Source organism: Pedobacter nyackensis, assembly GCF_032678475.1.
GTDB lineage: Bacteria > Bacteroidota > Bacteroidia > Sphingobacteriales > Sphingobacteriaceae > Pedobacter > Pedobacter nyackensis_A.
In genome coordinates, this window is sequence record NZ_JAVTSF010000011.1 from 91,822 (window position 1) to 104,433 (window position 12,612).

9 protein-coding genes are annotated in these 12,612 nt (G+C 40.2%); 3 read left to right on the forward strand and 6 right to left on the reverse strand.

The genetic code is table 11. The annotated features are described in order from the left end of the window. Window positions 1–6: 6 nt before the first annotated feature. From R2Q84_RS24795 to R2Q84_RS24810, 4 genes are all read right to left on the reverse strand, one after another. Complete coding sequence (locus R2Q84_RS24795) at window positions 7–828, reverse strand: sialate O-acetylesterase (protein ID WP_316819305.1); 822 nt, start codon at window positions 826–828, stop codon at window positions 7–9. A 62-nt stretch (window positions 829–890) separates the two neighbouring features. Continuing rightward, window positions 891–2,687, reverse strand: coding sequence for a RagB/SusD family nutrient uptake outer membrane protein (locus tag R2Q84_RS24800; RefSeq protein ID WP_316819306.1), 1,797 nt, complete (start codon window positions 2,685–2,687; stop codon window positions 891–893). 33 nt (window positions 2,688–2,720) lie between these two features. Continuing rightward, complete coding sequence (locus R2Q84_RS24805) at window positions 2,721–5,933, reverse strand: TonB-dependent receptor (protein WP_316819307.1); 3,213 nt, start codon at window positions 5,931–5,933, stop codon at window positions 2,721–2,723. A 276-nt stretch (window positions 5,934–6,209) separates the two neighbouring features. After that, a complete protein-coding gene (locus R2Q84_RS24810) occupies window positions 6,210–7,337 on the reverse strand; it encodes a DNA-binding transcriptional regulator (RefSeq protein WP_316819308.1) in 1,128 nt (375 codons plus the stop codon). A gap of 141 nt (window positions 7,338–7,478) precedes the next feature. Here R2Q84_RS24810 and R2Q84_RS24815 point away from each other — a divergent pair, with 141 nt between their 5' ends. From R2Q84_RS24815 to R2Q84_RS24825, 3 genes are all read left to right on the forward strand, one after another. Then, a complete protein-coding gene (locus R2Q84_RS24815) occupies window positions 7,479–8,018 on the forward strand; it encodes a GNAT family N-acetyltransferase (RefSeq protein WP_316819309.1) in 540 nt (179 codons plus the stop codon). Window positions 8,019–8,189: 171 nt separating this feature from the next. Continuing rightward, on the forward strand, window positions 8,190–9,344 hold the full coding sequence (locus tag R2Q84_RS24820) for a tetratricopeptide repeat protein (RefSeq protein WP_316819310.1): 1,155 nt from the start codon (window positions 8,190–8,192) through the stop codon (window positions 9,342–9,344). Between the two features lie 158 nt (window positions 9,345–9,502). Further along, window positions 9,503–10,312 (forward strand): class I SAM-dependent methyltransferase, encoded by an 810-nt coding sequence (locus R2Q84_RS24825; RefSeq protein ID WP_316819311.1) that lies wholly within the window; start codon window positions 9,503–9,505, stop codon window positions 10,310–10,312. A 52-nt stretch (window positions 10,313–10,364) separates the two neighbouring features. Here the strand turns inward: R2Q84_RS24825 and R2Q84_RS24830 are convergent, their stop codons facing one another. Continuing rightward, complete coding sequence (locus tag R2Q84_RS24830) at window positions 10,365–10,790, reverse strand: DUF1801 domain-containing protein (RefSeq protein ID WP_316819312.1); 426 nt, start codon at window positions 10,788–10,790, stop codon at window positions 10,365–10,367. Window positions 10,791–10,836: 46 nt separating this feature from the next. After that, window positions 10,837–12,552, reverse strand: a complete 1,716-nt coding sequence (locus tag R2Q84_RS24835) for a hypothetical protein (RefSeq protein ID WP_316819313.1) — start codon at window positions 12,550–12,552, stop codon at window positions 10,837–10,839. Between the last annotated feature and the right edge of the window lie 60 nt (window positions 12,553–12,612).

Below are 12,612 nucleotides of genomic sequence, written 5' to 3' on the forward strand. Positions count from 1 at the left end.
AGTGTGCTATGTTCGTTCACTTTTCTTCTTTAGTGCACTGAACCACAAATCAGCAAAAGCTTTCAGTCCAAAGTCAGAAAAATGTACACTATCATACCGGTAAATTGCATGTATGAGCACATCTGTATCAGGGCCCAGCAACACTCTTTTTCGCTCATTAATAAATTCCTTCTGTGCCTTTCTAATCACCTTATCTACACCTAAAGGTTTAGTAAATGAACTGGGATGATAAGAAGCAAGTGAAACATATAGATCTGCATCCTGATGATAACTTCGAATGGTATTTAAAATAGTATTTAATCTTTCTTTATAGGTTTCAGCAGGAGTATTTAAAAGATTATCTGTTTCACCCTGGTGCCATAAAATATGAGTAAGATGTATATGCTGACTAGTTAAAGACTGGAGCGTTTGCAACAGTATTTTAGAACAATCTCCGCTTGACCAGCGCTCTATTGCAGCACCTCCAACCGCAATTGGTATAAGTATCACTTTATCATAAAGTCCGCTGTTAATCAACGTGTCCGCCAGGTGTGTCCATACACTTCCGCCATTACCCGTTGTTCCAATCAAAGGGTCTTTGGCGGTATAGAGCTTTCCGTTATAGTAATTAAATACCGAGGAGGTATTTGTAGGTGTATAAGGAGTTTGCCCCCTGTTTGACGCGTTGGATTGACCAAACGTTAGCGCTATCATGGTACGGTCGTCCTGTTTAAGATTAGATAGACTAACCAACCTTGAAGAATCTGATTCTTTAGGAAGAATATTCCCCTGGCCGTTCACACTATTTCCAAAAAAAACCAACAAGAGCAACCAATAAAATCTATACATATAAACTCAAGTTAAAAAAATACGTTGATGATCGTTTGTATTTAGGTTCAAATAAACACTTTTTATTTTGGAGAATCCCAATTCGGATTTTGCACGAGTTTTTTATTGAGTAAAAGATCATTCATAGGTATAGGGGAGAGGTAATCCCTTTCAGCATTGAAATTGTAATATCCACCCGCCATGAATACCTGGTATGGATCAACAAAGCCGTTTTCATCCAGCTTTACAACAGGCTTAGGTGTTATTTTAGCAAAGTCATTCATATCAAACTTAAAACCTTTCGGGCGTTTACCGTTAAATAAGTTATGTGCGCGCCATCTTTTCCAGTCAGCAGTCCTATAACCTTCTCCAGCCAATTCAACTCTTCTTTCCTGTCTTACTATCGCCAGGTTATTTGATATCGCATAACCATAGTTTGGCCACCATGTCTCTACTGTAGGTTTCACGCTTGTAAGGGTAGGCATACCCACGCGTTGGCGCAGTAAATCTATATTATCCGAAAGGTCTGGGAATGATCCGTTCAATTCAACATAGGCTTCAACATAATTGAGCATCAGCTCCGGTATTCTAAAAGCAATACCAGCTATCAGCGGATCTGTTTGATTAATCATTTTCGACTCTGGATTATGTCCTTTCTTTGGTGAAAAACCGGTTGCCGCATTTCTGCTAACATCCGATAAATGCATCTGGGGGACTGTAAATAACGAGTCCTTGTAAGGCGGAGTATTGTTATTCAACAAGTCACCCGGGATAAATATGCTTTGTTTGAACCGGGGATCAAGCAGGCTTGCCATTTGAGTTAAAGAAGCCTTTCCTTTTGTAGATACCACATTTTGCTCTGTAATATCCGTCGATGTTCCATCATTTTTCAGGTAGGCCTGTACCAGGTCTAAACTGTACGAGCATGAATTGTAACCATATAGCCATACTATAAACCCTACATTATTGAGTACACCCAGTGATTGTGAATATTTCTTACTTAAGGTAACTTCTGGTATACTGGCATAGTCGAATTGGTTGAAAAGGTTATAATAACTCTTTTCTGTACCACCTGCGGTATATAGCTTACCCTGGAAACCACCACATTCTGTTTTAAACTGATTATACGCATCTATGGCTTTTTGAAAGTACTTGTTCGCATCTACACCCGAAGCCGAAGGTTTTCCAGCGTGATATTTGGCCCAGGTTGCTTCGAACAGTGCTACACGTGATTTATAGATAAGTGCGGTTTCTTTGTTCAACCTGTTTACACCAGACTCAGCACGTGGTTTGAGATTGCTCACCGCTTTGTCAATGAGTACCATAATAGAGTCTACTACCAACGCTCTCGGATCCCGGGGTTTAAACAATTCCGTTTGATCCTTATCGGAAATAACATGAGTGTACCAGGGTACATCCCCAAACCTCATCACGAGTTCATGATATTTAAGTGCTTTCAGGAAGCAAGCTTCCCCATAGGTGTGTTTATAGGTCTGAAAAGGTGATGTACAACGGTGGTAGTTATCGAAAAACATATTTATTTGTCGAATAGCCGACCAATCCCATCCGCCACCGGTGTTAGGAGTGGTGTTGTTTTCGCCATTCATAAAGCGGTTATAACCAGTACTGTTGACCATATTGTCGGATGTCTGGTCATCTACATAGTATCCCATTCCCCCAGAAGTTAGCTGTCCGGGCAGCCAGTCATATTTCCCTACAATATAGGAATCCAGTTCCTTTGGTGTTTGCCAGAATTCAGGTTCCGATACCTGGTCCAGCGGTGTTCTTTCTAAAAATTTCTTGCAAGAAGAAAAGGAAACGATTATACTAAAAGAAGCACCCCAAATGATGGATCTTCTTATTATTTTTTCAATCGACATATTTATCATGATCGTTCGTTTTTATATTATCAATTAAAACCCAATATTTACTCCCATTGAATACACTGCCTGTTGTGGATACATTCTACCACCATTCACGAATTCAGGATCAATGTAAGCAGGCAGCTCCGACACTACGAAGAGGTTCTCTGCCGAAAAATAGATGCTGCAATTTTTGACTTTCACAGTATTTAACCAATTATTGGGTAAAGTATAGTTTACCTGCAGGTTTTTACAGCGCAGATAGGCTCCGCTCATCAGGTATCTGGTACTGGTCTGGAAGTTTTTGGCCCCCTCGCCACTGTTGCCATAAGGTCTCGGGAAATAGGCATTTGTATTTTGCCCCAGTTCTGTAAGCACCCTTGGATTGCTGTTTTCGTCCCTGTAGAAATCCAGGTGTTTTCCCTGGAATACAGCTGTCTCAATCGCACTGCCACCTGAAGCTGCTCCCCAATAAAAGAAACTGCTTCCCATAAACAAGTCGCGCTTGCCTATCCCTTCAAAAAATGCAGAAACATCTACACGACCCGCATTTTGAAAGCTATAGCCCAAAGCCAGGTTGAAACCAAAGCGGTAGCGAGGTGTACTGTTTCCTATTTTGCGTAGGTCGCCCGAACTTTCAATGGTTTGTGACCCTCTGGTTATTTTTCCATCACCATCAAGATCCTCATACTTCATATCACCAGGATACCATTTTGCATTGATAACACTCTGATCGATTTTCGTTTTCCCATTTGCCTCAAAATCTCCTTTATTTAAAAAGCGTTCAGCAGTGAATCCCCATACCTCACCAAATTCTTTCCCTACGTACCATCCACTGAAGGCATTGACGGTCGTATTGTATTTGGTTACTTTCGACATATTATCGCCCAGGTTTAACCCTACACTGTAATTCCATCTTTTATTAATGTCGTCGTTCCACCTCATTTGAAACTCCCAGCCCTTGGTTACGAATTCGGCATTGTTTACTTCAGGGGCCGTTGTACCTAATACCGATGGCAGGGGAGTAGCAGGTCCTATTATATCCCATGATTTTCTATTAAAATAGTCGAACTCTGTGGACAGACGATTGTTGAATAAGCCCAATTCAAGAGCAATGTTAAACGTGGTTAGTTTTTCCCAGGTGCGCTCCATATTCAATATGCCCGGGGTGTTTACAAAAGGCAAACGCTCGTTGTTGATGATCCATCCTGCCTGGTTGCCTACAGTCATGGTAGGAATATGCAAATAGCCTGCTGAGTTTCCCTGGTTCCCCACAGTACCATAGGACGCCCGTAATTTTGAACGATTGACAACCGGTTCTATACTTTTCCAGAAGTTTTCATTACTCATATTCCAGCCAACCGATGCAGAAGGAAAGAATCCCCAGCGTGAATCCTTAGAGTACCTTCCCGAACCATCGTATCTTCCGTTTAACTCGAAAAGGTATTTTTCGTCAAAATTGTAATTTATCCTTCCAAAAAATCCGGAAGTCGCCCAGGTGGATATTGCGTCGTTAAATGTGCGTGTTCCTGTTGCTGTAGCTACTGCAGCTAAATCGGGAACAATAAGGTCTCTTGCCGTTCCTGAAAGTTGGCGTACGTTGTCCTCTTCAACTTGCGCCCCGACCTGGATCCTGAATGTATGTTTGTTAATGTTATGTTCGTATGTAGTATATCCCTGAAGTGTTCCATAATTATCCATCAGGGTATATTTAGACATCGAGGACTCAGTTCCGGCTATCAACGCTACTACTCCGGTAGGCCCGGTTTCATAAACTGGTTTGCGGAGTTTTTGATAGTCATCTAACGACACACGCCAGGTGCCGTCAACATGTGCTGTCCAGCCCTTCATAATATCAAGATCGAGGCCTAGAATATTATCAAAACGATGCGATTTAGCTCTTATTTCTCCACCGTCCATTGATGTGCTTATGCGCGAAATGCCACTATATTCTCCAGTCGGATATTTGATGGGAATAGTTGGCCAGGCACCATAAGCGAAAGAATAGATGCGGTCTCTACCCAAATCAAACTCTCCTGAAGGTGCTATTGATGAGGAAAGGGCATAGCGGGTACGATAGCTGAACTTAAGCCGATCGTTTATTTGCGCTACCAATCCACCATTTATATTGTACCTTTTAAAGTTGTCTATATCTTCTATGAAGTTTAAAATGCCTGGTTGCTTCACAAAAGCTGCCGAAACAAAATAACTGGTATTTTCACCTCCTCCTTTTACCGACAGATCATGCTGGTGACGAAACGCAGGCCGGATCCATTCGTCCAGAATATCGTTGTTGTTATATGCGCCTGCTGCACCACCCCAGCCACCTGCTATTGTTGGATTCAGTTCTGTCAAGGAATATTTTCCTGGATTTTTTATATTATCCTGGATAATATCCAAAGCTGCATCAGTGAAATATGGAGTCAGGTTACCATTCAACTGCGCCTGGTTTCTGGCCAGGGCAAAAGTGTACGAGTCGGCCGTATGTGGCATTCTCACAGGGTTGTCAATCCCGTAATTACCATTATAGGCAAAAACGGGTTTTTCATTTTTCTTACCCATTTTTGTTGTTACAACGAGGACGCCATAGGGAGCGCGGGCACCATATATAGCAGACGCTGCGGCATCTTTTAATATCGATATGCTTTCAATTACGTTAGGATTTAGTGCGTTGAAGTCCGTCATGCTCGAAGGAATACCATCAATCACAACCAGTGGCTCTGTAATACCACTTAAAGCACCTTGCCCCCTGATCTGGATGGTAGGTCTTGAGCCCGGTGTGTTTCCACCTCCGGGAGTGCTAACTACCAGGCTGGGAGCCAGACCCTGTAACAGGGCACTGGCGCTGGTTACAGGACGGTTTTGCAATGCCTTATGGCTAATCGTTTCGATTGCACCTGTTGTATTTATTTTCTTTTGAGTACCATAGCCCACTACCACCACATCATTTAAATCGACATCCAGGGCGTCTAATTGCGCATTTACACTGGATTGAGATTCGCCAACCGGAATCTCTTTACCGCTGTAACCAACAAATGAAAATACGAGTACTGTATTTTTATCAACTGTAATTGCGTATTTACCTGTTTCGTCGGTAATACTATTTTTTTTTGCCCCTTTTATCTTCACAGTTACTCCTTTTAAAGGCATTCCAGTTTGGTCTTTAACGACACCCGTAACTGTTCTGGTTTGTGCATTGAGCGAGAGGCTAAAAAACAAGATTAAGACTGATGCAGCAATGCATCTCATAGTAAAGATATCCATAGTCAATTTGGTAAGGTTTGGTTTATTATTATTTGGGGGAATTCTAATACGAAATTTTGATAGGTAACGCGAATGCTGAATCTCTCATAAATTTTAGTTGTGTTTTTTTAATATAATCTAGCTCTTTAATTGCCTTTTTATAGGTTGTTGCAAGGGCAATTTAGCTGTATATCACAACAGAATCACGAGCTTTTACGAAAAAAAACTGTCAATTTGCGAAGGTTATAAGCAAGTACAAAAGATCAAAAATGTTGAGGGAGGATATCGTTTAACGTTTTAACGTTCTTTGTGCTTTGCACGGTATTCAAGCGGTCGTAAGCCCGTGTATTGTTTAAAGTACCGTGTAACGTTATCTAAACTCTTGAAGTTTAATTCACCGGCAATTTGTTGAAGGGTCAAGTTGGAATTTGTCAGTAAAAATTTTATTCTCTCAATACGAACTTTCTTTATCTCTTCCATGATGGTGCTATTAATAGACTTCTGGAATCTTTTTTCCAGAATCCGACGAGATAGCGTAGTTACATTTACCACATCATCTACCGAAATATCTTCAGAAGATGCGGTATTAACAATATAATGCAAAGCTGTACGCATTTGTTCATCTTCTACTGCCAGGGCATTAGTTGATCTCCTTTTTACAACCGCATCAGGATATATTACGATATCACTGTCCGGTCTTTCTCCTGATTCTATCCACTTACATAAAGTTTGGGCTGCCAGGAATCCAGCTTGCCGGGCGCTATGTGCAATACTTGAAAGGGGAGGAGAAGCCATTTCGCACAACATCACGTCATTGTCCACCCCCAGAATGGAAAAATCATCAGGCACTTTGGCTTCCAGATTTTTTGCAGCTTCGAGCAAATGAACATTCAGCTCATCAGTAGCGGAAAAAATAGCACAGGGTTTTTCCAGCGTATCCAGCCATTGCAGTAGATTTTCGGACAGGCGTTCCCATAATACGGCGTCATTATAAACATAACTATTCACCGCAAACCCCGCATTAGCAAGCACTGCTTCGTAGCCTTCTTGTCTTTCGAGTGACCATTGGAAATCTTTAAATCCAAGGAAAGCAAAATGTTTAAACCCTTTTGAAAGCAAGTATCTGGCAGCCATTTCGCCAATGCCCTTATTATCTCCCCATACATTAATTTGGTTTTTGTATAACCGGGTATGAGGAAATATGATAAGAGGAACTTTCAATCGTATGAAACTTTTAAATCCATCTAATTCTCCTGATAAAATGCCGTCTGGATTCCATGCCGTTACCCGCCTTACCAGTTGCTGTTGATTTTCACTACCAATGTACTTTGGTGAAGAGAAAAAAAAAGTGAACTTATTGTGTATTTTGTTGAAGTCAGCTATGCCCATCAACAAGTCTCTGTCATAGGCTCTTGAAGCGTCCATTAAGACTACTATCTTTAATTTACTTTTCACAGCAGGTAAAACTAATCATATTAATCCACCAGATATATAATTTTTATTAATGAGCCGATTATTTCAGGTAAGTGGCTCATTAATCTTGTTATATTTGAGTTGATTAAAGTTATGCTAAAATTAGATTTTTCCGCAGTTCCACATTTAACTACCGAAAGGTTGCTACTTAGAAGTATTGATGCTCAGGATTTGAAAGCTATTCATCAATTACGCTCCGATGAGGCGGTAAATATCATGGTAGGACGGGAAACCCCTACAGCGTTATCACAATCCAGAGAATTTATTACGAAAATCGGGGACTTAGTTGAAAATAGGGAGTGTTTGTATTGGGTGCTTGCTTTTAAGGAGGAAAATAGTTTAATAGGCACTATTTCTTGCTGGAATTTTGATATTGAAAATGAAATTGTGGAGATCGGTTATGAGATGCTTCCTGAATTTCGTGGAAAGGGACTGATGAAAGAAGCTTTAAAGAAAGTTATTGAATACACATTTCAAAGGTTAAATGCGAAATTGATTACCGCATTTCCTTCCGGAGTCAATGCGAATTCCGTTGGATTGTTGAAAGCACTTAATTTTCAATTTTCGAACAACCCTTACAATAATAAGCATACCAATGTGGCTGATATAGTCAGTTATATTTTAAAAAAGTGAGGTAATGGTTGTTGATTTAAATAACCATTTGCGTATTAGTTTTAGTATTCGCTCTGGAAAGATAGCCAATTGTGCACACAGTGTATGCACAATTGTGAAAAGTCGGTTGGTGAAAAAAGGGGAGAGGCATCGATGTTTTTATACTATATTAGTTTTGTCAAACTTCATCATATGAAAACAAAATTAACGCGATCAGAGCAAACACCCACACCAAAATCTCAAGATACTGATTTTATAGTAGTACCCATACGTTATATCCTGACTTCTTTTCTGCTGTTTTTTTCAATCACAACATCATTTTCGCAGGAAAAACGGGAACGTACACTCTATATTATAGACAGCGTTGCTGTAGTTAATACGCCGGACGATGATGATGAACTATCCAAAGACGATATTGATAGGCTTGAAGTGATTATTAATCCAGAGCGCATTAAGGCTTTGGGTTACGAAGGAAAAATTGATACCATATTTTTCATCCTCACAAAAGCCTATGTGACAAGGGCCGATGATGTCAAAAGGATCCCTACTACAAAAAATATGACCAGAACTAACGGACAGTGGTACTTTAAAGATCACCCCTACAATGGCCCATTCAAAGATTATTTTATGAACGGAAAATTGAAAGGTGAAGGGACTTTAAAGGATGGACGTGTTGAGGGGCTAAGGACTGTTTATTATCCCAATGGTAACAAACGCTATTTTTATACCTATGTTAATGGGATTGAAAATGGTCTGTCTGAAGCATATTTTATAAATGGAAAATTGAAACAACGAGGAAGTCTTGTAGATAAAAAAGAGGATGGTTTGTGGCAACTGTTTTATTCGACCGGCAAAATAAAAATGGAGTCTAATATTGTCAATGGCAAACAAACACTTAGCAAAGAAAACAAGAAGTTTTTTGAATTACTTTCCAGAGCATCCAGTGATATGAAAGAGGGAAATCATACCGGGGCTATCAAAAAGCTGAATGAAGCCATAAAATTAAACGCTGATTATGCTGATGCCTATTTTTACAGAGGAACGGCCAAACTTAATATTTTTGATTTCGATGAATCTGTTAAAGATTTTGACATGGCGCTATCGTTAGAACCGTTCTATATGGAAGCAGTTAGTAACAGGGCCTTTGCGAGATTAAGAAAGTTTGAATTCAAAGACGCAAAAACCTTAAGCAAATCAAGTCAAATAACCGTATTGGCAGCAAAAGATAGGGTTCCGATACCTAAAGAAGAACTTGAAAAAATTTGTTCAGATTTGAAAAGAGGATTTGAACTTGGAGACCGCAAACCTATGATTATTGATGCGATAAAAAGCTATTGCAATGACTAATCCTCATTTTAACCCATTCAGCAATACCGCCTGTATCCGGGAATCCCGTGTAAAAATGCCTGGACTCGGAGAATGTTTGGAGTAGCTAGTCCGATACTATTTGCTTATTTTCGGGCCAGATATTTGGAAACTGGTATTTGAAAAACCGAATGTAGCAGATGAATTCAGAACAAAATTATATAGAGATAAACCGACAATCCTGGAACAATAGAACCGATACACATTTAAAATCAGAATTTTATGATCTTGAAGGATTTATGAATGGGAAGACTTCCTTAAATGATATCGAACTAAACTTACTTGGCGATTTACAAGGCAAAACTATTTTGCATTTGCAATGTCATTTCGGACAGGATTCGATTTCACTAAGCAGGCTTGGTGCAGAAGTTACGGGTGTTGATTTAGCTGATAAGGCTATCGAAAGTGCAAAACAAATAGCAAAGGAGACAAATTCAACTGCTAATTTTATCTGTTGTGATATTTATGATTTACCTAACCATTTAGATAAACAGTTTGATATCGTTTTTACCAGCTACGGAACAATTGGCTGGTTACCTGATTTAGATAAATGGGCAAATGTGGTTTCAAAATTTTTAAAGCCAAACGGACAATTTGTGTTTGTAGAATTTCATCCTGTTGTTTGGATGTTTGACGACAGTTTTGAAAAAGTTGGTTACAGGTATTTTAATTCAGGGGCAATTGTTGAAACAGAAAGCGGGACTTATGCAGACCGGACAGCAGAAATCAATCAACAGTATGTAATGTGGAATCACGGTTTGAGTGAAGTGATGAATAGTCTAATAAAAAGCGGATTGGAAATACAAGCACTTGATGAATTTGATTATTCCCCATACAATTGCTTCCAGAATACCATTGAATTTACACCTGGAAAATTTAGAATAGCACATTTAGACGATAAAATTCCAATGGTGTATTCTATACTGGCTACAAAGAAAAACAACAGCTAACTACTGCAATTATTGGCGCTGGATTCTATTTTTTCAAGGATTTAGTGCCAACTCATAGTTTGCCGTATTTTTTTCGCAGGAAATCAATTGTTCCGTCAATCATTTCTTTAAGTACATCGGTATTGATGTCGGTTAGTTTCTTCACATAGATACAGCCTTTTCCCATGGTAAACTTTCCCAACTGTTTGAGCAATTCATCCTGACCGGGAGCACCACTATAAACATATAAAGAAATGGCTGCCTTCCTTGGCGAAAAGCCAACCAAAGGCCAGTCGCCTTCCTGCCTGCTCTTTTCCGATTTATAATGATAAAGACCGAAACCTATAATTGACGGTCCCCACATTTTAGGCTCATAGCCAGTATGGTCTTTCATCAACTTCAACAGTTCAAATCCATCCTGCTTTTTCTGAGGTGTAGGAGCAAATTCATTGATAAAATCTTCAACGCTTGCCTGTGTTTGGGTGGTTTTAATGCTCATAGATAAACGATTTTAAACTGATAGCAATATAGTAATTATTAACCCGCTATCTGCTATAAACAGAGGCCGGTGGAATTTTCTCTGCGTCTGAGAAAGCCTTAAGGTAAGCGGTTTTATATTCAGCCATCGCCTCAACTTTATGCTGGGCACTTAAACTTTGATACAGGCCCAGTAACGACCAGCCATTTCCGGGGTTTAGTTCCAGATCTATTTTGTAAACCTGCTCTGCATCTTTCAGCTGTCCCAGCTTTAAAAGGTAGGCCCCTAAAAATTGTCTTGCAGGGAGTGGCCAATCCATCGGCTCAGCATAAATCATTTCGTCTTCTATTTTTATGGCTTCATTGAGGCTATTAATGCCGGCAGCATTCTTTTTCTGATCAAATAAAATGACAGCATTTAATATGTTCTCCGCAATCTTTGCGCTTTGCAATGTCGTATTAAAAGGAATACGTTTCCTTTTTAAAATAGGATCTGTTATTTTACTACGCAACTGAACAAGCTGCCCGTTTGCCAATTCTGGTTTGTCCGTATACACATAGGCAAGCCCTTTGGCAAAATTATCCAATATCCCCGCATAGGTCCAGCGGCTATCGGGCCGAACGGTATCCTTTAATAGTTCATCCCATTTACCAAGCCTTACCTGGGTAAAGATCGGCATCATGTACAAATATTGGCCATAAGTATCCTCATAAAATGGCTCAACACTTTTTCTGCACTTTATGGCATCCTGCATTCCTTTAGTATACATACCACCCGTAAGACCGCAAAAAGCCTGCACTGCAAAATAATGCGATGAATGTTTGTTAAGCCAAAGGTTTCTGGCCAGTGAATCATAACGTACCAGGTTCGCGTCAGCCTTGTCGTTGGCCTCAACACCCAACGCGTACAGCCCGTTTCTTTGGTAGACATGGCTGGACATGTGAACCATGTGGGCCACGCCTGGAAAAAGATCTTTCAATAATTGTGCATTGGCCAGGGCAAGCTCTGGCGTACGTGAAGCTTCTGTTAAATGTATAAGATAGTGTAAAGCACCAGGGTGTTTTGGGTTTTCCTGCAATACACTTTTACACAGATTTACCACTTCCGGTGTCCACTCTTTCGCCGATCCGTCGTTGTTCCAGAAATCCCAGGGGTGGATCAGCATCACCGCGTCTATAAATAATGCCTTAATGTCTGCATCCTGTGGGTATACAGAAATGAGTGCTTTCATCCCTTGTGCATAGGCCGCATTCAGGTTCGATATTACCGTATCAGCCTGCGATGATGGATACCGGAGTCTCATCACCTTAAAGAGGTCGCGCTCTTTTGCAGATGCCTTATCAGCAGATTGGTTCATCAGCTCTAAAACTTCTGTTATGTTTTTAGGGATGACGTAAAAGTGGGCCGAATTATAGTAGGGTCCCATAGCCAATGCCTGTCCCCAATAAATCATAGCACAATTGGGATCAAACCTGGCGGCCTCTTTAAAAGAAGCCAGCGCTTCCTTCATATGGTAACTGTAATACATAGTTAGCCCCTGGTCAAAATAAACCTGTGCACTGTCGCTGGCAGTCGATATTTGGTAAGAATAGCGGCCCCAGCCCGGCAGGTGGGGGATAAATTTACCGTTATCCGCTGTACCAATATTTTTGTCGGGAGACAAAGAACCACATGTAGCTACAGTTCTATTGCTGTAGTCCGCTATAAATGAAGTTTTTTTTAAATGTTTGTCACCACCGGAAAAAAAGAGTAGGCATATAAGAAGCAGTTGTATAGTTTTCATAGAATAGGCTTAAGACTAGTTATCTGCAACACACTAAATTTCAATTAAATATACAAAATC

Excerpts from the sequence above, each read along its gene's own strand:
- R2Q84_RS24825 (WP_316819311.1), top strand. The coding sequence starts at position 9,503 with ATGAATTCAGAACAAAATTATATAGAGATAAACCGACAATCCTGGAAC.
- R2Q84_RS24820 (WP_316819310.1), top strand. The coding sequence starts at position 8,190 with ATGAAAACAAAATTAACGCGATCAGAGCAAACACCCACACCAAAATCT.
- R2Q84_RS24835 (WP_316819313.1), bottom strand. The coding sequence starts at position 12,552 with ATGAAAACTATACAACTGCTTCTTATATGCCTACTCTTTTTTTCCGGT.
- R2Q84_RS24810 (WP_316819308.1), bottom strand. The coding sequence starts at position 7,337 with ATGGACGCTTCAAGAGCCTATGACAGAGACTTGTTGATGGGCATAGCT.
- R2Q84_RS24800 (WP_316819306.1), bottom strand. The coding sequence starts at position 2,687 with ATGTCGATTGAAAAAATAATAAGAAGATCCATCATTTGGGGTGCTTCT.
- R2Q84_RS24830 (WP_316819312.1), bottom strand. The coding sequence starts at position 10,790 with ATGAGCATTAAAACCACCCAAACACAGGCAAGCGTTGAAGATTTTATC.
- R2Q84_RS24795 (WP_316819305.1), bottom strand. The coding sequence starts at position 828 with ATGTATAGATTTTATTGGTTGCTCTTGTTGGTTTTTTTTGGAAATAGT.
- R2Q84_RS24805 (WP_316819307.1), bottom strand. The coding sequence starts at position 5,933 with ATGGATATCTTTACTATGAGATGCATTGCTGCATCAGTCTTAATCTTG.
- R2Q84_RS24815 (WP_316819309.1), top strand. The coding sequence starts at position 7,479 with ATGCTAAAATTAGATTTTTCCGCAGTTCCACATTTAACTACCGAAAGG.